General features: G+C 53.5%; 17 protein-coding genes and 1 tRNA gene. 15 read left to right on the forward strand and 3 right to left on the reverse strand.

Translation table 11 applies throughout. From position 1 onward, the window contains the following. The 11 genes from grpE (at nucleotide 1) to HMPREF1494_RS04720 (ending at nucleotide 11,151) form a co-directional block, all read left to right on the forward strand. The gene (grpE, locus tag HMPREF1494_RS04670; protein WP_034520236.1) at nucleotides 1-651 is read left to right on the forward strand and encodes a nucleotide exchange factor GrpE; all 651 of its coding nucleotides are present in this window, start codon (nucleotides 1-3) and stop codon (nucleotides 649-651) included. A 30-nt stretch (nucleotides 652-681) separates the two neighbouring features. Beyond that, nucleotides 682-1,707, forward strand: coding sequence for a DnaJ C-terminal domain-containing protein (locus tag HMPREF1494_RS04675; RefSeq protein ID WP_034520240.1), 1,026 nt, complete (start codon nucleotides 682-684; stop codon nucleotides 1,705-1,707). A gap of 5 nt (nucleotides 1,708-1,712) precedes the next feature. Further along, nucleotides 1,713-2,276, forward strand: a complete 564-nt coding sequence (locus HMPREF1494_RS04680) for a heat shock protein transcriptional repressor HspR (RefSeq protein WP_034520245.1) — start codon at nucleotides 1,713-1,715, stop codon at nucleotides 2,274-2,276. A 261-nt stretch (nucleotides 2,277-2,537) separates the two neighbouring features. After that, nucleotides 2,538-2,831 carry a hypothetical protein gene (locus HMPREF1494_RS04685; RefSeq protein ID WP_003843134.1) on the forward strand — a complete coding sequence of 98 codons (294 nt, stop codon included), beginning with the start codon at nucleotides 2,538-2,540 and terminating at the stop codon, nucleotides 2,829-2,831. A 165-nt stretch (nucleotides 2,832-2,996) separates the two neighbouring features. After that, entirely contained in the window at nucleotides 2,997-3,704 is a 708-nt protein-coding gene (locus HMPREF1494_RS04690) for an HAD family hydrolase (RefSeq protein WP_034520247.1), read from the forward strand. 365 nt (nucleotides 3,705-4,069) lie between these two features. Further along, on the forward strand, nucleotides 4,070-5,392 hold the full coding sequence (locus tag HMPREF1494_RS04695; RefSeq protein ID WP_003843138.1) for an ABC transporter substrate-binding protein: 1,323 nt from the start codon (nucleotides 4,070-4,072) through the stop codon (nucleotides 5,390-5,392). 53 nt (nucleotides 5,393-5,445) lie between these two features. After that, nucleotides 5,446-6,369 carry a carbohydrate ABC transporter permease gene (locus HMPREF1494_RS04700; RefSeq protein WP_228369719.1) on the forward strand — a complete coding sequence of 308 codons (924 nt, stop codon included), beginning with the start codon at nucleotides 5,446-5,448 and terminating at the stop codon, nucleotides 6,367-6,369. Nucleotides 6,370-6,374: 5 nt separating this feature from the next. Next, a complete protein-coding gene (locus HMPREF1494_RS04705; RefSeq protein ID WP_034520252.1) occupies nucleotides 6,375-7,205 on the forward strand; it encodes a carbohydrate ABC transporter permease in 831 nt (276 codons plus the stop codon). A gap of 47 nt (nucleotides 7,206-7,252) precedes the next feature. Further along, entirely contained in the window at nucleotides 7,253-8,611 is a 1,359-nt protein-coding gene (locus HMPREF1494_RS04710) for a glycoside hydrolase family 172 protein (protein ID WP_003838250.1), read from the forward strand. Next, the gene (locus HMPREF1494_RS04715) at nucleotides 8,608-10,089 is read left to right on the forward strand and encodes a glycoside hydrolase family 32 protein (RefSeq protein ID WP_034520256.1); all 1,482 of its coding nucleotides are present in this window, start codon (nucleotides 8,608-8,610) and stop codon (nucleotides 10,087-10,089) included. The genes HMPREF1494_RS04710 and HMPREF1494_RS04715 overlap by 4 nt, the downstream gene beginning before the upstream one ends. 93 nt (nucleotides 10,090-10,182) lie before the next feature. Beyond that, nucleotides 10,183-11,151, forward strand: a complete 969-nt coding sequence (locus HMPREF1494_RS04720) for a LacI family DNA-binding transcriptional regulator (RefSeq protein WP_003838253.1) — start codon at nucleotides 10,183-10,185, stop codon at nucleotides 11,149-11,151. A gap of 138 nt (nucleotides 11,152-11,289) precedes the next feature. Here the strand turns inward: HMPREF1494_RS04720 and HMPREF1494_RS04725 are convergent, their stop codons facing one another. The 3 genes from HMPREF1494_RS04725 to HMPREF1494_RS04735 all read right to left on the reverse strand — a co-directional run bounded on the left by HMPREF1494_RS04725 (nucleotide 11,290) and on the right by HMPREF1494_RS04735 (nucleotide 13,830). Beyond that, nucleotides 11,290-12,528 (reverse strand): ATP-binding protein, encoded by a 1,239-nt coding sequence (locus tag HMPREF1494_RS04725; protein ID WP_196322611.1) that lies wholly within the window; start codon nucleotides 12,526-12,528, stop codon nucleotides 11,290-11,292. A 389-nt stretch (nucleotides 12,529-12,917) separates the two neighbouring features. After that, nucleotides 12,918-12,990, reverse strand: a tRNA-Ala gene (locus HMPREF1494_RS04730). 162 nt (nucleotides 12,991-13,152) lie between these two features. Further along, nucleotides 13,153-13,830 carry a DedA family protein gene (locus HMPREF1494_RS04735; protein WP_034520264.1) on the reverse strand — a complete coding sequence of 226 codons (678 nt, stop codon included), beginning with the start codon at nucleotides 13,828-13,830 and terminating at the stop codon, nucleotides 13,153-13,155. A gap of 637 nt (nucleotides 13,831-14,467) precedes the next feature. Between HMPREF1494_RS04735 and HMPREF1494_RS04740 the strand changes: the two genes are divergently transcribed. The 4 genes from HMPREF1494_RS04740 (at nucleotide 14,468) to HMPREF1494_RS04755 (ending at nucleotide 19,040) form a co-directional block, all read left to right on the forward strand. Next, nucleotides 14,468-15,592 (forward strand): LacI family DNA-binding transcriptional regulator, encoded by a 1,125-nt coding sequence (locus HMPREF1494_RS04740; protein ID WP_034520267.1) that lies wholly within the window; start codon nucleotides 14,468-14,470, stop codon nucleotides 15,590-15,592. Between the two features lie 202 nt (nucleotides 15,593-15,794). Continuing rightward, nucleotides 15,795-17,102 (forward strand): ABC transporter substrate-binding protein, encoded by a 1,308-nt coding sequence (locus HMPREF1494_RS04745; protein ID WP_003843153.1) that lies wholly within the window; start codon nucleotides 15,795-15,797, stop codon nucleotides 17,100-17,102. Nucleotides 17,103-17,206: 104 nt separating this feature from the next. Then, nucleotides 17,207-18,145, forward strand: a complete 939-nt coding sequence (locus HMPREF1494_RS04750) for a carbohydrate ABC transporter permease (protein ID WP_034520269.1) — start codon at nucleotides 17,207-17,209, stop codon at nucleotides 18,143-18,145. A gap of 16 nt (nucleotides 18,146-18,161) precedes the next feature. Further along, a complete protein-coding gene (locus HMPREF1494_RS04755) occupies nucleotides 18,162-19,040 on the forward strand; it encodes a carbohydrate ABC transporter permease (RefSeq protein ID WP_003843156.1) in 879 nt (292 codons plus the stop codon). The last annotated feature ends 43 nt before the right edge of the window (nucleotides 19,041-19,083 follow it).

The raw sequence follows: 19,083 nt of genomic DNA on the forward strand, positions 1-19,083 counted from the left end.
ATGTCCGACTTCAACAAGGACGAGTATCTGAACGATCTGCCTGATATGGACAACCTGTCCGGGCAGACCGCTCCCTCCGGCACCGGCCCAGCGGCGGATGACGCTGCCGCCGGTGCCCCCGAGTCGGCCGCTGCCGATACGTCGGCCGACTCGGCACAGGCTGAGGGTTCCGCCACCGCTGCAAACGCCGAAGACGCCGCTGCCGACGACACCCTGACCCCGCTGGGCCAGGCCAAGAAGGAAGCCGCGGAATATCTTGAGGCTCTCCAGCGTGAGCGTGCGGAATTCATCAACTTCCGCAATCGTGCGCAGAAGGAGCAGGATCGCTTCCGTCAGCACGGCATCATCGACGTACTTACTGCGTTACTGCCGGCTCTTGACGACATCGACCGCATCCGCGAGCATAGCGAGATGGACGACTCCTTCAAGGCCGTATCCGCAAAGATCGACAAGGCTTTCGAGAAGTTCGGCGTCGAGAAGTTCGGCGAAAAAGGCGAGGACTTCGATCCGACCAAGCACGATGCGATTCTGCACAAGCCGGATCCGACCGCCGAGAAGGAAACCGTCGATACCGTGGTGGAAGCCGGCTACCGCATCGGCGACCGTGTGATTCGCGCGGCCCGTGTGGTCGTGGCTTCCCCGCAGGGCTAAAGTCAGCTACCTCACGAAAGGAGGCACATCATGGCTGAGAATGAATGGCTGAGCAAAGACTTCTACAAGGTCCTCGGTGTCTCCAAGGAGGCCACCGACGACGAGATCACCAAGGCATACCGCAAGCTGGCGCGCAAGTATCATCCTGATCTGAACAAGACCAAGGAAGCCGAGGAAAAGTTCAAGGACATTTCCGAGGCGTACGACGTGCTGAACAACAAGGAAAGCCGCCAGAAGTATGACGCCATCCGCCAGTTCGGCATGGGTGGCGCGCGTTTCGCCGGCGGCTCCGGTGCGGGCGGCTTCGACGCGAGCGGTTTCTCCGACATCTTCGGATCGATGTTCGGCGGTACCGGCATGGGAGGCAACGGGTCGCGCATCCGTTTCCAGACCAACGGCGGCAATCCGAATCTCAACGACATCTTCTCGATGTTCGGCGGAGCCGCGGGCCAGGGCGCAGGAGCGTATGGCGCTGGCGCGGGTAGCCCTTACGGCGCCTACGAACAGGCCGTGCAGCCTGAGGATGGCGAGGATCGTAATTCCAAGATCAACCTGACTTTCCGTCAGGCGGTCAAGGGGGCGACGGTATCCCTGAGTGCCGGTGGCAAGAAGTTCAAGACGCATATCCCCGCCGGTGTGAAGGATGGTCAGAAAATCCGTCTTGCCGGCAAGGGCAAGCCTGGGCGCAACGGCGGCAAGAACGGCGATCTGTATCTGCAGATTTCCGTCGCCGAGGATCCGAAGTTCACCATGCGCAAGCGTGACATCATCATGGCCTTGCCGATTACGGTCGGACAGGCTGTCGCCGGTGCGAAGGTGAGCGCCAAAGACATCGACGGCAACGAAGTCACTTTCAAGGTGCCGGCCGGCTCTTCGAGCGGTACCGAAGTGCGCCTTTCCGGTAAGGGCGTAGCCAATCCGCGCGGCGACGGTGATCTGATCGGTCGTGTGGAAATACGCATTCCCGACAGGCCGGGCCTTGCGGTCAAGCGCGCTGCGAAGGAGTTCGACAAGGCGTGCGGTGACTTCGCCGATGAGCTCGCCAAGGAGCGCTGAGTATCATGGCACGGTCACGCGTGGAGCAGCAGGTTCGCCAGCTGTATGAGATGTGTGCCGTCGCGATTGTGGCCGGCAGGGCTGATTTGGACGGTGCCGATGAAGTCGGATTCGACATCGAACTGCCGGTGTTCACGGTCGGCCGTGCCGCCGAGCTGGCGAATGTGCATCCGCAGACGCTACGGCAGTATGATCGCCTCGGGCTGGTCGTGCCGCGGCGTACGGGAGGCGGTGCCCGTCGATACTCGTTGCGGGACGTATTCCGCCTTGTGCAGGCGCAGCAGCTCAGTCAGGAAGAGGGCATCAATCTGGCTGGAATCACGCGGATCCTCGAACTTGAAGAGGAGAATCGTGAACTGCGCCGACAGGTGGAGCGGTTGCGCAAGCCGGCCGGCTCCAGCGTATTCGCGGCTGACGCGGACGGTGGCATCGTGGAAATCGAACGTTCTCGCAGGGCTCGCATGTGGCGGCGGCAGATTCATGTCAATACACGCGAATTGCCATCCGGACGGAGCGGATCGGGTGAAGACGAGGAGTCCAAATCCATGGTGATTTGGGGAATTCGTTAAAGTTGACAGCAGATTTTCGGAAAACATTCAAAACTGGGCATGCCTGACGGGGTGATGCCCAGTTTTGTTATATAGTGGGCCAAAATAACCCCTACTATTTGACATGATGTCGTTATTGTGAGAAATAATAGTGTTTATCCGTATTTCGGCTGTTTTTCTTACGATGAGTCGATTGATTCGTAGAATATAGTTCGATTTCCCGAAGGAGATTCGGGGATGGGCGACCTTACGGTGTGTGGAACGAGGAGTTAGGAGCGAACAGTGCCAAGAGTTGCGTTCACTGCCAAGACCCGGAAATATCTCGGGACTCTGGATGCCGTGGAATCGGTCACCCAGTATCGTATTTGCTATTCGAAGGAATTCCGTGACGACTGCATGAGGCGATATGCCGAAGGTGGTTCACCTGCGGCGATTTTCCGCGAGGCCGGGCTTGATCCGAAAATCATCGGGTACAAGCGTGTGGAACGTTGCATTGCCCGCTGGAAGGCGGAGGATGCCGCGAAGGCCGAGCAGGAGCAAAGCGACGCGGAAAAGAACGACGACGCTGAAGAGTAGTCGCAGCGTAATTGACACGGAATCGTTCCGCAGGGTGGCAAATCCTGCGGAACGATTCCGTATTGGGTCCTTGATGAGGCGTCACTGTCTTCGGCTGCGTTGGGCGCACGACGGCATGGTCGCGCTGGTCTGCTGAAATAGTCATGGTATTAAGGAGGGAATGTCATGACTGTTTCGAATGGTGCGGGCGATAACGGGCTGCTGCTGAAGGCCGTGTTCTGGGACATGGATGGCACGCTGATTGATTCCGAACCGTATTGGCACGAGGGGGAGCTGAAGATCGCGGCCGAACATGGCGGCTACTGGGATGAGGACTTGGCCTGGCAGGGTTCCGGTACGCCGGTGCCAGACGTGGCGCGTCGTATGGTGGAGCATGGCTGTCAGCTGTCGATCGAGGAGATCGGCAAAGGCATGATTGATTATGTCGCACAGAAGGAATTCGAAAGGATTCCCTGGATCGCCGGTGTCGAGGATATGCTGCGTTCGTTGGCTGCCGCAGGTGTGCCGTCAATGTTGGTGACGACGTCGCCTCGTCATCTTGCGCAGAATCTGGTCGATCAGGCGCCGGCCGGAGTGTTTGCCGGATTCGTGTGCGGCGATGATGACGTTGCGAAGAAACCGTCGCCGGAACCGTATTTGGAGGCGGGTCGGCGTCTCGGCATCGCGCCGGAGGATATGCGATATTGCATTGCGATTGAGGACTCGATGAGCGGCCTGCGTTCCGCCGTCGCCTCCGGTGCCACCACGATCGGTCAGACCGGTTTCATGCAGCTCGACAATTCGAACGGCCCGCAATTCGCATCGATCAAGGGATATGACGGCATCACCGCCGACGTACTTGATGCCTATGTGCGTCAGCGCGTCGGTGCGTGAATCCGGCCTCCGAGTTCTCTGATTTGTGTTGGACTCATTTATCCCACTAGGTAGAATATCGTACCATTCAGAGAGAAACAGCTTTAAGGAGCTTGAAGCTCGCCTCTTTTCGAAGTAATGTCATTCGATATGTTAATCGGTTGACATATCGAGCTATGACGTGTATGGTGGTCCATGTCAGGATAACCAAATCGATTGCATGTGAGGTAATTCTCATGTTGGTCGACGGGAAAATATAATTTACAGGGCAGTTCAACGTGGTTTTGTGCTGCAAATTATGTTAACCGGTTGAAATATCAAATGTTTGGTATTCCCCGGCATGGAAAGGATGAAACCTTACGGGTCCATGAAAGCGAGGAAGCGTCATGAAGAGAAATGTGTTGATGACGGCGGTGTCAGCAACAGCGGCGACCGTAATGATGATGGGCATGTTGTCCGGATGCGGCGAAACGTCGAATTCCACGAAGGATGATAGCGGCGCCACGGTGATTAAGTTTGGTATTAACGTCGCTAATCCCGCCAAGCAGGAACCAGCGACCAATGCGATTGTAGAAGCTTTTAACAAGGCAAACAAAGGTAAGTACAAAGTCGAATTCGAAGCGGCAGACACCGAATCCCATAATAAAAATATGAAGTTGGAGGCCTCTGACGGAACGCTTCCTCAAGTGTTTTGGGTAGAGGGCAGTCAGGTTACTGAATTCAATGAATCCGGCGTACTGCTGGATTTGAAAGACTTTCTCGACCAGAATGCCGACGTAAAAGCCGCTTTGAATGGCTCCGAGGCAGCTTTCCAAGATGATTCCGGTGTCCAGTATGGACTTCCGTATCAAAGTAACATACAGGGTATCTTCTATAACAAAGACCTGTTTGATAAGGCAGGGGTCGCATATCCCACCGACGACACCACATATGATGAATTTCTGGAAATGGTCGCCAAGCTTAAGAACAGTGGCGTTACTCCGCTTGCCATTGGCAGCAAGAACAGTTCCTTCGCCATGTGGGAATTCAACTTATGGCTGGCAAGGTACGGATGGCCAGATTTCATTCAGGATATTCTTGACGGCAAACAGAAGTTTGACAACGATGACCTGATTAAGGCGTTTACCAAGATTCAGGGACTCTCGAATGCCGGTGCATTCCCGGAAAACATGTCGACCATCGAATATTTCGATGCTAAGCAACAGTTTGATGAGGGCAAGGCCGCCATGTTTGGCAGCGGACAATGGGATTGCACTGAATTTGATAAGAATCTTGGAGATAAGGTTGGTTTTTGGTGGGGGCCGACCTTTGCCGACACGAAATACAGCCAAAAACTTGATATGAAAGTTCCCTCCGCACCGATTGCGGTAAGTGCCACCGTAAACGACAATGATGATGTCAAGGCCGCTACATACTCATTCCTTAAGTTCTATTACAGCAGGGAAGCCGCCGAACTCTCGTATGAAAACTCTATGTTCCCCGCGACTTCATACGAGGGACTAACCCCGAGCGCGGATAAATATTCGATGTCCGCGATGGTTGATGCCTTGTCCAACGGTTACAAGTCACCGGTTTCCGCACCGGATCTGACAGTGCCATCGAGTGTACAGCAGTCTCTGTATGACGGCCTGTTTGGCGTAATGCAAGGGACCTACTCCCCTCAGGAGGCGCTTGCCAAGATGGATGACGCTCTCGAGAACAGCAAGTAACCCTTGTACTCCCCAACATTGCATGCATCTGCCGGGCAGAGAAATGAACGACGGTGATTATTCACTGCCCGGCGGTACTTGAAATTACGTGGCAGGAAGTTGTTAATATGCACTGGTTGAGCAAAACACGTTACAAGATAGGGTTCCTAATCCCGACACTTCTGGCGTACACGGTATTCATTGTGTTGCCGATAATCATCGCCATTGGTTATAGTTTCACCAAATATTCCGGCATAGGAAAAGCGCGTTTCAACGGTTTGACGAATTACATCAGGCTTTTCCGCGACAAGGTCTTTTGGAAATCGTTGCAGAACACAGTGGTCATCTTTGTGGTGGCGTCGGTGCTGCTCCTCGTTCTGTCCTTCCTGCTGGCACTGTTGCTGAACAATAAACTCAAGCTTGTCGATACTTCCAAAGCGCTGATATTCTCCCCGGCAATCATCGCCCCAATCATCGTCGGCATTATTTGGGTATATATTCTTGATCCCAAAATCGGTGTCATCAATGGCGTACTCAGAGCGATCGGAGCCGGTTCCCTAGCCCGGCAGTGGATTGGCGGTACTGTTCTTTCCCCTTACAGCATTTCCGTCATCTATTTCTGGCAGCAGCTCGGGTACCTTACTACCATCTTCATCGCCGGTCTTAAGATGATTCCCGAGGAAGTGCTTGAGGCGGTGAGAGTCGACGGGGCCAACGCTCGACAGCGTGTCTGGCACGTTATTATTCCCATGATGAGACCGACCATTTCCACGGTCGTAGTACTCATTATCACTGGAATATTCAAGATTTTCGAAATTGTACAGCAAACTACGGGAGGAGGGCCGAACCATATGTCTGAGACTCTGGTCACTTACAGTTATTCGGTAACGTTCCAGAGTAGCGACTATGGCTACGGTATGTCCGTTGCCACGGTAACATTCCTGATTTCCCTAGGGATCACCGGTCTGTACTTCCTTTTCAGTAGGGAAAGGGGCTGATAGCCATGATGTCCAAAAAGACGAGGATGGTGCTCCACACCGTGATGGCATTGGTCACTATACTCATGGTGTTCCCGTTCCTGTGGATGCTCATGATGTCGTTTAAGACGAATTCCGAAATCATATCGAATCCACTGGCTTGGCCAAAGACCTTGAATTGGAGCAACTATCGCAATGCACTCCATACCTTGAACTATCCGAGGCTGTATGCCAATACGTTCATTGTATGCGCGGTCTCAATCGTCATTGAACTGGTCATTACTTTCCTAAGCTCATTCGCCTTGGCTCGCATGACCTATAGGCGACCCAATCTAACGAAGGCCATCTATGCGTTCCTGATTGCAGGACTGAGCGTCTCACCGTTCATTCTGCTGTTCCCTGTCTATAAGATTAATTTGTTCTTTGGCTTGAGAGAACAGTGGGCGCTGGTGTTTCCGTATGTTGCGTCATCGATTTCCTTCAACACGTTGCTTTTTGTCGGTTATCTGAAGGCTCTGCCGGTAGAGATTGACGAAGCGGCGATTATTGATGGATGTTCGATATGGGACTTAATGATCAAGGTAATTCTGCCGATGACCAAACCGGTGATTGCCACTGTGGTGATTTTCAATGTGCTGTATATCTGGAATGAATACCCGTTTGCATCGGTGATGTTGCGTAGTCAAAATGATTACACCCTATCCATGGGAGCATCCTTCTTTAAGGGCACGTACACGGTTGATTATGGAGGCATTGTTGCCTCAAGCGTGATGATCATCATTCCAGAGCTCGTCTTTTATGGATTGTTCCAGAAAAAGATCGTAGGTGGCATGGTAGCTGGTGCCGTCAAGGGCTGAGAAATCAGCAATGAATTTAAAAATAAACAATATCGAAGGAGATAATCATGAGTGAAATCACTGGTCTTTTCAAGGACCTCACTAAGGTGAAGCATGCTCGTAACGGTAGGTTGGCCAGTTGGGACCAGCGGGGAAAGAACCAAGATTACTGGGAGATTCCTGCGGGAGAGAGCATTACCTTGGGAGAAATCGAAGGTCCGGGTTGCATCACCCATATGTGGATGACCTCTTCATGTCGCAAGGTGGTGGCACCGAGTATCCTTGACCCGGAATTAAACGCTTCGGCGGCTCCGGTGATGGAGATTCACCCGGCACTCGGTGTAATCTGGGACGCCTACGATCCTTTCTATTACCGCAAGGCGCTTATCAAGATCACATGGGATGACCAAGACACCCCAAGCGTGTTGGTGCCGTTCGGAGATTTCTTCTGCATAGGCAACAGCTACCCTGGCAACTTCTCATCACTGCCGTTTAATGTGTCGCTCAAGCCGGAGGAAGCAGGAAAGTTTGGTGCACCCTGCTCCGTATCATGTTATTTCCCGATGCCTTTCAATAAGAAGGCGAAGATTGAAATCGTCAATGATAACGAGTTGCCGTTCATTCTGTACTTCAACATCGACTATGAAATGTACGGCGAGCCTCTGCCGGAGGATACCGCTTACTTCCATGCGGCATGGCATCGCGAAAACCCATGCAATGGCTGGGGACCGGAATTGCAGGTCAATTCGCCGGAAGTCAATAACGTCACGAACTTCAAAGGAGAGAACAACTATACGGTGTTGGATGTCGAGGGGACAGGCCACTACGTTGGCTGTAATCTCACGGTCAAGCACTTCCAAGGAAGTTGGTGGGGAGAAGGCAACGATATGTTCTTCATCGATGGTGAGGAATATCCGAGTTTGAACGGCACCGGCACTGAGGATTATTTCAACCATGCCTGGGGTATGCAGCGCAATGCGTATCCATTCTTCGGCACTATCGTCCATGAAGGGGATACTGATGGATTCCAAGTTTCATATCGTTGGCATATCACTGATCCGGTGCGCTTTGAAAAGCATCTGAAGGTGACTATCGAGCATGGTCATGCCAATCAGTTGTCCGATGATTGGAGTTCTACGGCCTACTGGTATCAGATTTTGCCGACGGCAAGCCGGATCACCATTGCACCGGTCGAGGATCGTTTGCCCGTAGTTCCGCAACTTCCTGAGCGTAAACTGGTTCTACCGCAACTTACCGAAGAACAACAAGCTGCACGCGATACTTATCAGAAGAGATGGAAGGACTACGAGCCTCGTCGCGATACGCAATTCCGAATCAAGGAGGACAAGGCTCGTCGTGAGTCCAAGCTGAACACGGAATTCGCCAAAAAACTTCGTGATGCATTTGATGCGGAGAGAGAACAATGAGTAAAGAAACCATGCAGTCTGCGATTGATCGGGCACAACACGTTATCGAGCAACAGGCATCTGAAGTGGCGAAAACGGCAATGCGTCAACGATACCATTTCATGGGACCCTGCGGTTGGATTAATGATCCTAATGGGCTGATTTATTATAAGGGTAAATACCATTTCTTCTATCAATTCAATCCCTATAGTGGATTCTGGTCACAGATGCATTGGGGGCATGCCGTCAGTGATGATCTGTTGCATTGGGAACATTTGCCTGTGGCTCTTGCTCCCAGTGAGATTTATGACGACCATCCTCAGGGAGGCTGTTTTTCCGGTAGCGCAATCGAAAAAGATGGCGATTTATACTTGGTATACACTGGCACAGCTAATAATGGCAATGGATTTGAGCAGACGCAGAACGTGGCAATGAGCGTAGACGGGGTGCACTTTAGCAAGTGCGAGGGAAACCCTGTCATAGAACCTCCGGAAGGGGTTCCGCACGACTTCTTTCGTGATCCGAAAGTTTGGGAACATGAAGGCTTGTACTATCTGGTTTGCGGTGCTCAACGCGACGGTAGGGCTCAGGCGTTGCTGTATCGTTCGAAAGATCTGTTGCATTGGGAATTCTTTAATGTGTTATTCGAATCCCGAGGTGAGTGGGGCTTCATGTGGGAGTGCCCGGACTTCTTCCCACTAGGAGACAAATGGGTCTTCCTATGTTCGCCGATGGGTATCGGAGAACGAACCACCGTCTATTTCGTAGGAGATTTCGATTACGGGACGGGGAGCTTCACCTATACCGTGACGGGAGAAGCTGATTGGGGGTTTGATTTCTACGCTCCGCAGACATTCCAAGATGGGAATGGTCGCCGTATCATGGTCGGCTGGGCCAATGGATGGGACTGGATGCCATTTTGGAAGGATTGGGGGCCGACCTGGCGAGAAGGTTGGTGTGGGTCGTTCGCCGTTCCACGTGAGGTACGTATGAATGACGACTTAACGCTTTCCATCATGCCTGTTGATGGAATCAGTACGTTGCGTAGCGAGATGGCGGTGCTGCCGCCGACAATTCGTCTTGGCGAAGAATCAACGACGTTAAGGGTCGGTGATGGAGTGGCTTACGAGCTGGGTTTCTCCATCGATTTGATGCAAACCGATGCAGCTTCCATTCACTTGAATCTACGCCAACATGATGATCGGGCGTTGGTGGTCGACTTCGATCTGGCCCATGCGCGTATGAGTGTGAATCGTGACAAGGCCGATGAATGGAGTAAAGGTACATCGCGAAGTCCGCTTTCTGTCCAAGGAAAAGAGAAGCTCGACGTAATACTGCTCAGTGATCAGAGTTCGATGGAGATTTTCGTTGATGGAGGACGTGTCGTTCACTCGATGAATGTCTTTGCTGACAATGAACACAACGGTATTTCCATGTACGCGAAAAATGGGGATGCGGTACTGGTCGATGTCAAAGGATATGGCTTGGATGCGGTCTGATTCTCGACATTGACGATTGAGAACGGCAGTGTACAGAATAATATGAAGCCATATTGATTCCGTGCACTGCCGCATATGTGAGGGAGGAATGTCATGCCGACGATTACGGATGTTGCGCAGACCGCAGGGGTCTCCAAAAATACGGTGTCACGTTATCTCAACAATCGTGGCTATATGTCGGAAAAGACCAAGGCCGCCATACAGGCGGCCATTGAGGAATTACATTATCAACCCAATCAGATAGCGCGAAGTTTGTACACCAGCAAGACGAGTCTGGTTGGTCTGGTGATTCCTGATGTGGAACATCCATTCTTCTCTACGATAACCGCAAGGATCGAGGATGCATTAGATACTCGCGGATACAAGATGATTCTGTGTAACACCATGCATTCATCACAAAAAGAACGAAAATACATCGATATGTTGACTGCTAATAAAGTCGACGGAATTATTATCGGTTCCCATTCTGTTGATATCAACTATTCCGATATCAATGCTCCGATTGTGGCGTTGGACCGTAATCTGGCTGATGACATTCCAGTTGTGGCTTCTGATCATGTTCAGGGTGGCGAGATTGCCGCGCAAGCATTTATTGATCGTGGATGTCACAAAGTGGTGCAGCTGGTCGCGTCGGGGCAGGTGAAGACCCCATCGAACATGCGGCATGAGATTTTCGCGAAGCGGATGCGTGAGCATGGCATTACCTGTATTACTCAGGAACTGCAACTGAATCAATTTGAGTTTTCAACGTATCTGAATACTGCTGACGAGATTCTCAATTCATATCCTGGACTCGATGGAGTATTTTCCGCCGACCCTGTGGCTGCGGCGATTCAGAGACAGGCGCTTGCGCGGGGAATGCAGGTTCCGGATGATTTATTCATATTTGGCTACGACGGTACATTTCTTGCGCAGGCCGTGTTCCCGCCACTGCTTACTGTTGCCCAATCGTATGATTTGCTGGCGCGAACAGTGGTGGATGTTCTTATGAAGCGGATTGATGGAGACCAACTCGAGTCCCTTTCCTATGTTATTCCGATGGGGGTCAATGTCAGCCTGTAACTGATGATGGTGTTGCGTGCGAACCTTTGGATTCCGAGGCCCTGCTCTTCGTCGTCAAGCAACCCTAAGGAGTCGTTTCACTCATAAGGTGCGATTGTCGTACAAATTTCCTTATGAAGTCATACTCGCTGCCGGTGCTTAGCCAAAGTTGATGTCGCCGTCGTTTTGCAAAAATTCCATGAGGTTGAGATGACGTACGCCATCACGTTGTAGAGGCAGTGGGTCCAATGTGAACAGGTATTTCGGGTAGCCGTCGGCGAGTTTGCCAAACGGACGGTACTCACGCTCCTCGACGGTTGGATCTTGGATACTCATTGACACCTGGATATATGCATACTGATCGCGTTTCCTGATGATGAAGTCACATTCGAGCTTTCCTATCGTGCCGACACTCACGTCGTACCCCTTCGACTTTAGATGTGTATATAGTGCATTCTCCAGCGAGGGTCCGTAGCTGATTCTTGCATCAGTATTGCGGGCGAATCGTATACCCGGGTCGGCGAGGTAGTACTTCTCTCCGCCTCTCAGTGACTTGCGGGATCGTAAGTCGAAACGCGGGCATTTGTATAGGATTTTCGCGTTCTTTAGCAACCGTATGTAGGTGGCGAGTGTCTCACGTTTGAGAGTAACGTTTTCGCTGTTCTTCAAATATTTTATGATACCGGTGAGATTCGTGGGGGCGGCGCAGTTATTGATGAGGTAATCCTGCACACGTGCGAATGTGTCGCGATTGCGTACCGTCTTTCGTGCAGTGATGTCCTTATCGAAGATTTGCCCGATAACGTCCTGAATATAGGTCGCCTTCGCGTCGGGGTCGTCATACTCCAATGACTTCGGAAATCCACCGTAGGTCAAGTAGTCGCGGAATGCCTGTGATGTCGGAATTGCTGGCTTATTCAAGAAGTTGCGCATGCCAAGATACTCGTGGAAGGAAAGGGTGAACATTTCCAGTTCGATATATCGGCCTGTGAGCTTGGTAGCGAGCTCGCCGGACAGTAGATAGGAATTTGAGCCAGTCATGAAGATAGAGCAGTCTCCTTCCTCTCGCCATCCGTTGATGACGGTTTCGAAGCCTTTGACGTTCTGTACTTCATCGATGAACAGATATCGCAATCCGTCGCTCGCGCCCCTTACGGCTCGTTCGATGACACGGTCAAGTTTCTCTGGCGTCGTGACGGTGCGGTGCTCCCTGCGATCCAAGTTGATGTAGATGATGTTGTTTTTCGGGACCTTGAGCTTGAGAAGCTCGTCCATGACGGTGTTCATTAGGCTGGATTTGCCACATCGGCGGATGCCGGTGATCACTTTGATGAGGTCTGAATCATCATAGAATGGGCGAAGCTGGGTCAAGTAATGCTCCCTGCGATACGTCTCCATTGCCACTCCTTCATACTGGAAGAGCCGTCTAACGGGGTCAAAGTCATATAGATTGTCAACAATAGCACTGTTAAACGCCATTTTAGTCGATTTTCAAGCGATATATTGAGAGAACCGGTATTCTTGAGGCAAGAAATCAGTTTTAACGGGGTCGAAGTCATATAAATCGCCAAAAATGACCCCGTTAAATGGCTATTGTGAGCGAATGTGGCGTTGGGAGGCCGCCTTGGCTGCTTCTTTCTGTGGTGCTTCGTTGCGCGGCTTAAGGAGGGTGATTTACGAGCATGCCCTTTGGCTTTTATGACAGGCCAGCTTTATGCTGAACGTTGAAAAAAGACGGAAAACAAATCAAAAAGCCCGCTGCGGTGGAATGAATGCAGCGGGCTTCGTGGAGCTGACGGTAGTCGAAACCGCGACCTCTTCGATGCGAACGAAGCGCTCTACCAACTGAGCTACAGCCCCTTGGATGTTACCTTGCTTCGCAGGGCAACTGTCAAAACTTTAGTACGAAGTGTGTACGAACGCAATTCCGTACGTTCGCGTGTTGCGATGCCTTTCGGGCGGGCGGCAAAATCTCCCGATTCGCTACCCACCCGAAACGATGGCTGGGGATGATTATGCCTGTCAGGCTTCGGTAGCCGGAGCCTTCTTGCCGAGCTTGGCCTTGAGCAGACCTACGATCGTCGGAATCAACGACAGTACGAGAATTGCGACGATCACCAGTTCGAAGTGCTTCTGCACCGCCGGAATACCGCCGAAGAAGTAGCCAAGCAATGTGAACAGGGTGGACCAGCACAGACCTCCGAGCACGGAGAACGGCGTGAAACGGCTCCAGCGCATGCCGGAAATGCCGGAAATGAACGGCATGAACGTGCGGATGAACGGGAAGAAGCGGCCGAGGAACACGGCCAGCGGGCCCCACTTATCGATCATGGCTTCTGTTTTGGCGATGCGTTCCGGCGTCATGGCCTTGACCTTGCCGGATTCGATGATGCGGCGACCGAAGAAATGGCCAATCCAGTAGTTGCACTGATCGCCGATGATCGGTGCGCACCAGACAACCGGCAGCAGTGCGAACAACGGCAGAGCGGCGACGCCGGTCTTGGCGTCGGGTGCGGCGAAGAAACCGGCTGCGAACAGCAACGAGTCGCCCGGAAGGAAGGGGAAGAACACCACGCCCGTCTCGATAAAGACGATGAGGAAGATGAATCCAAGCGTCGGGGCGACGCCCATGGCGATCCAGCTGGCAATCGCAGTGCGCGGGTCCTTGAGCAGATTGATGAAAAAGTTGATGATTCCCATGGAGTTCTCTCTGTGAATATGTAGGCATACGGGTATACGAACCAAGGCTAAAGCCTACCAGTGGGGCTCTAGGGCGAGACCGAGCGGAGGGCGAAGGGTGGCAAATCTGCACAATCCGTCAATGTTTACGGTGGCTATGGCTCTGCTCAATCAGCATGATTCCGGTGGTCTGCAGGCGCATCGGAAACTTGTTGGCGGTCATCCGAATTCTGCCAGCGAACCCGACCGGAGGGCATCCGTTTGGTCGGCAGATGTCACGCCAGCAAACACCGGGTGGGAACCGTCCGTGTATGTCGGCGACTGTGGCCTGATTCATGAGTCTCGTCCGCTGAAGGGGTCTTTTTTCCGTTCGTCAGGTTCGAATCTGCCTGCTGATGCGGGTGGTTGCGTCCGTAGGTTGCGAGTATCTTGCGACTACTCGACGGCTACGGCCTCTAAATCGACGTTTTGGGGCCGTCACTGTCGAGGAAATGCCTGTTGCTCGCAGATGGTGGTCTTGTAGTCGCAAGAAGGCGCCGCCTTCAGCGTGTCGAAACGTTTGACATATTTTCTGTGTGGGGGTATGATTATTGAAACGTTTCGACGAAACGATTCGATTAGTGAGATCGAGGGGTTCCGCCGGTGACGACTGGCGTCGATGCAACGCATTGCAGCGCTGAAGGACGCAAAAGACGATGTCGAGAACGCAAGGAAGCCGAAGGAGGCGATGACGATGGCAGGCATCAAGGATGTGGCCCGTGAAGCGGGGGTGTCCGTCAGCACCGTCTCGTATGCGCTTTCCGGCAAACGTTCGATTTCCGCCAAGACGTCCGACAAGGTCATGGCGGCGGTGGAGAAGCTCGGATACACCCCGGACGCCAGCGCTCGCAAGATGCGTGGCATACGTTCACAGGTCATCGCATTAAGTGCGCCGATTCGTGGCGACATCAATCAGGCCAAATACAACGCCTACTTCCTGCATACCGCATGGGCAGCGAGGAATGCCGGTTATGATGTGTTGCTGCTGACCGGACCGGACGCGGTGAACGATATCCGTCGTGTGACGCAAGGCAATTTGGTCGATGGCGTGGTGCTGCTCGATGTCGAGCAGGATGACGAGCGTGCGGCCGCATCCGGCGATTTCTCCAAACCCTGCATAGCCATCGGCTATCCGCAGGCGCATGAGGGTTGTGCCTGCGTCGACATCGATTTCGCCGAGGCCGGGCGCAAGGCGGTGGATTTTCTATTCGACAAAGGCCACCGTAAGGTTGCGTTCCTGCGCAACAACGAGGCCGATTATGAGCGTCGTTCCGGTTATGTCGTGATGTTTCGCGAAAGTATGCTGTCGCGTGTGAAGGAACGCGGCATGACGGTTGTTGAATCCTCGCGATATGAGGATGACCGTTTCGACGCGATTCGCTTTGTGCGAGAGACCTTTGCTGATGAGGATCGTCCGACGGCGATAATCAATCAGGCTAACGCCAATGTGCTCAACCGGGTACTGCAGGAACTGTCGGTCGCAGGGCTATCGGTGCCGGAGGATGTTTCGGTGTTGTCATGCGGCACGTATTTCGACGGCGAACTGATGTCGCGCCCGATTACCGAGATGCCGGTCATGCCGGAGAAGTTGTGCTTGCAGGCCATGGGGCTTTTGGTCTCGGCGATTGAGCAAGGCGTCAAGATCAAGGGTGATGTCGAGCTTGAGGCTCCCGCAGTGAAGCTTCGCGGTTCCGTTGCCGAGATAAGTCCCGGCGAAAGGGCTCTGAAGGTGGCTTCGCGGTAAAACGGCGGAATTTCCGGTGTGATTCACCCGGCATAACTTCATAGGCGTAATCGAAACGTTTCAACAATGGTCGATGTCGACTGGCAACTGCAACGGCTCGTTCAAGGACGGCCTCCATGCACAGTGTCGAAACGTTTCAACAATCACGGTTTTTGGAGCGTTGCAAGGAAGGCGCTCTAGAAGGAAAACAAGGAGAAAAGAAATGAATATGAAAAGAGGATTGGCCACGATGGCCATTGCAGCACTGGCGCTGACCTCTCTCGCTGCATGCGGCAGCGATAACGCACAGGATGAGGAGAAGCCAGACAGCCTGTCGTTCTGGTATTACGAAGAGGACGATGCCGGCCAGACCCAAGCTTGGAAACGTGCCGCGGAAGCCTTTGAAAAGGAAACCGGAGTCGAAATCAAGTTCGAACGCAAATCCTTCACGCAGATCGCCCAGAACGGTAGCCAGTTCCTGAACTCCGACGAAGCGCCGGATCTTATGGAATCCAATCGTGGCAATGGCTCCGCAGGTGTGCTCTCCACCATGGGACTGCTTACCGATCTCGGCGATTATGTCTCCCAGTATGGCTGGGACAAGAAGGTGACCGGTGCGAACGCGGCCGTCGCCAAGTACGATGAGAACGGCATCATGGATGGCGATACCTGGTACGGCATGACCAGCTATGCCGAATTCCAGCGCGTCTACTACAACAAGGACCTCTTCGCCAAGTACGGTCTTGAAATCCCAACCACCTACGACGAATTCGTGGACGTATGCCAGAAATTCGTCGACGCCGGCGTAACCCCAATCGCCGCCGACGCGCAGGAATACGGCGTGATGTGGCTGTGGTGGCAGCTCGTCTCCAAGAACGCCGACTCCAAGTTCATCGACAACTGGCAGCTGTACAAGGGAGATGTCGACTGGGACTCCAAGATTCTGACCAACTCCGTCAACACCATCAACGACTGGCTTGACAAGGGCTTCATTTCCCGCAATGCGACCGGTATGAAGGCTGAAGACACCACGCAGGCCTTCATCAAGGGCGAGTATCCGATCTACCAGACCGGCACCTGGAACCAAGGTCGCTTCGTCAAGCAAATCACCTCCTTCGACTGGGACGCCGCCGTCATGCCGGAATCCAACTTCGCCATCGGCTGCGCCGGCAACCTGTTGGTGATTCCCGAAAAGTCGCATCACAAGGATCTGTCCGCCAAATTCATCGACTACGTGCTCTCCGAAGACGTGCAGAACTTCCTCGGCAATGCGGGAGGCATTCCGGTCGCCGCCGATACCGACAAGATCACGGACGAAAAGAGCAAGGCCATGATCGAGGAATACTCTTCCTACGCCGATGACGGCAAGCTCAGCTACTACCCGGACTATGCCGCATCCAACCTGACCGACGCGGTTCCGGCGGCCTTCCAGGAACTGGTCAACGGCACCAAGAAGCCGGCCGATGTGCTGAAGAACATCCACGAAAAGTATGACACCGGCGTCGAGGACATGGGCGTCAAGAACGACTAAGGCGCAATCAGTCCGGCGCATCGTTCGGTAGCCAACCATCGGTGTGGCCCGTTTGCGGGCGGGCCACACCTGCAATGCATCAATCTTCATCAAAGGATTCTGTAATGTCGCATAAGACCAAGCGCGGAGGCATCTCGATGTCAAGGCTTCCCGGCAGCCGCTCCGCAAAATTCGTGCCGTATCTCGTTCCGGGCCTACTTGGCCTGCTCATCATCGTCGTGATTCCGTTCGTATGGAACATCTATCTGAGCTTCACTCGCTGGCGTGGAGTGGGTCCGGTCAAGTGGGTGGGCCTGAAGAACTGGCAGCGACTGTTCTCCGACTCCACATTCTGGATCTCCTTCGCCAACTCATTCTGGATCATTGTCGCCATCGTGGTCATCCCGACTATTCTCGGCCTGTTCATCTCCTCTCTGCTGACCGATGTGATTCAGAAGAAGTTCGGCGGTAAGACGGCTTCCTTCCTGCGTGCTCTGTTCTACCTGCCGCAGCTGCTGCCGGTCGCGGTCGCGGCGATCATCATGGGCTGGATCTTCCGCCCGGAAGACGGTGCGGTCAACGCCCTGCTTTCCAAACTTGGGTTGGGATTCCTGCAGCATAACTGGCTCGGCAGTCCCGACAGCGCACTGCCGGTGCTTATGTTCATCCTCGTGTGGATTCAGCTTGGCTATCCGATCGTTATCTTCATGTCCGGCTTGCAGCGAGTCGATCCCGAACTGTACGAAGCGGCAGGACTCGACGGTGCCAACTGGTGGCAGAAATTCCGCGTGGTCACCCTGCCGTCCATCATCCCCGAATTGCTGGTGGTCATCCTCACAGCCACCATCGGTGCGCTGAAGACCTTCGCCCCGGTCTACCTGCTGACCAAAGGTGGCCCCGGCACCGCAACCACAGTGCCGTCGTACTACTCCTACAACCAATTCTTCCAAGTGCAGCAAGTCGGCTACGGTGCTGCGATCTCCACTGCGCTGACTGCGGTCATCATCGTGTTCTCTATCGTGTTCACGATCGTGCAGAAGCGCGTCGAAAAGGAACTCGTCTGAAAGCAAAGGTGGAATCATGACCCAAACCATGTCCGCGGCCGCCGCGCGCAAGGCCTCAAAGAAAACGCAACATGTTCGCTCAACCGGAGACTGGATCACGCTGGTCCTGCTGATCGTGGCCGCTCTGCTGGTACTGTTCCCGCTGCTGGTCCTGACCGTCAACGCTTTCAAGACCTCCGCCGACTACAATGCCACCGGCCCGCTCTCCCTACCGAAGCACTTCACCATGGAAGGCATCGTTTCCTTCTGGACCACCACGAAGTTCCCGCTCAAATTCTGGAACAGCCTCGTCATCTCGCTGGTCGTGGCCGTGGCCGCTGTGGTGTTGTCCGTGCTCAACTCCTTCGCGCTGGGCATCGGTAAAGTCAAAGGCAACACATGGATCGTACTGGCCATCATGCTCGCCAACATGATGCCGCAGGAAGCGCTGCTCTATCCGCTGTACACCATGTTCAAGCAGGTGGGCCTGTACAACACCAAACTGGCGATCATCATCATCTTCACCATCATTCAGAGCGCCTACGGAACGTATCTGCTTTCCTCCGTGTACGGCACGTTCCCGCAGGCCATTCTGGAAGCGGCCGCAATCGATGGCGCCTCCAGATGGCAGATTCTACGAAAGGTGGTATTGCCCATCTCCTGGTCGACCATCAGTGTGCTGTTCGTGTTCTTCTTCGTGTGGACTTGGAATGAATACATGATTCCGATGGCCTTCCTCATGGGCGATGACGTGCAGACCATCCCGCTGGCACTTGCCACCCTGCAGGGGCAGCGTACAATGGAGGCGACCACATTGGCCTCGGCATCGCTGCTGAGCATCATCCCGACCATCATCTTCTTCATCATCTTCCAACGTAAGCTGTCGCAGGGCATTACCGCAGGCGCGGTCAAGTAAGGCGATGACTGCAGGAAACATAACTGGCGCACCATATGCGGAG

The organism is Bifidobacterium sp. MSTE12, from assembly GCF_000513015.1.
GTDB classification, from domain to species: Bacteria; Actinomycetota; Actinomycetes; order Actinomycetales; family Bifidobacteriaceae; genus Bifidobacterium; species Bifidobacterium dentium.

Coding starts and splice junctions, on each gene's coding strand:
- HMPREF1494_RS04710 (WP_003838250.1), top strand. CDS start 7,253: ATGAGTGAAATCACTGGTCTTTTCAAGGACCTCACTAAGGTGAAGCAT.
- HMPREF1494_RS04680 (WP_034520245.1), top strand. CDS start 1,713: ATGGCACGGTCACGCGTGGAGCAGCAGGTTCGCCAGCTGTATGAGATG.
- HMPREF1494_RS04735 (WP_034520264.1), bottom strand. CDS start 13,830: ATGGGAATCATCAACTTTTTCATCAATCTGCTCAAGGACCCGCGCACT.
- HMPREF1494_RS04705 (WP_034520252.1), top strand. CDS start 6,375: ATGATGTCCAAAAAGACGAGGATGGTGCTCCACACCGTGATGGCATTG.
- HMPREF1494_RS04695 (WP_003843138.1), top strand. CDS start 4,070: ATGAAGAGAAATGTGTTGATGACGGCGGTGTCAGCAACAGCGGCGACC.
- HMPREF1494_RS04740 (WP_034520267.1), top strand. CDS start 14,468: ATGCAACGCATTGCAGCGCTGAAGGACGCAAAAGACGATGTCGAGAAC.
- HMPREF1494_RS04715 (WP_034520256.1), top strand. CDS start 8,608: ATGAGTAAAGAAACCATGCAGTCTGCGATTGATCGGGCACAACACGTT.
- HMPREF1494_RS04725 (WP_196322611.1), bottom strand. CDS start 12,528: ATGGAGACGTATCGCAGGGAGCATTACTTGACCCAGCTTCGCCCATTC.
- HMPREF1494_RS04745 (WP_003843153.1), top strand. CDS start 15,795: ATGAATATGAAAAGAGGATTGGCCACGATGGCCATTGCAGCACTGGCG.
- HMPREF1494_RS04690 (WP_034520247.1), top strand. CDS start 2,997: ATGACTGTTTCGAATGGTGCGGGCGATAACGGGCTGCTGCTGAAGGCC.
- HMPREF1494_RS04720 (WP_003838253.1), top strand. CDS start 10,183: ATGCCGACGATTACGGATGTTGCGCAGACCGCAGGGGTCTCCAAAAAT.
- HMPREF1494_RS04750 (WP_034520269.1), top strand. CDS start 17,207: ATGTCGCATAAGACCAAGCGCGGAGGCATCTCGATGTCAAGGCTTCCC.
- HMPREF1494_RS04675 (WP_034520240.1), top strand. CDS start 682: ATGGCTGAGAATGAATGGCTGAGCAAAGACTTCTACAAGGTCCTCGGT.
- HMPREF1494_RS04755 (WP_003843156.1), top strand. CDS start 18,162: ATGACCCAAACCATGTCCGCGGCCGCCGCGCGCAAGGCCTCAAAGAAA.
- grpE (WP_034520236.1), top strand. CDS start 1: ATGTCCGACTTCAACAAGGACGAGTATCTGAACGATCTGCCTGATATG.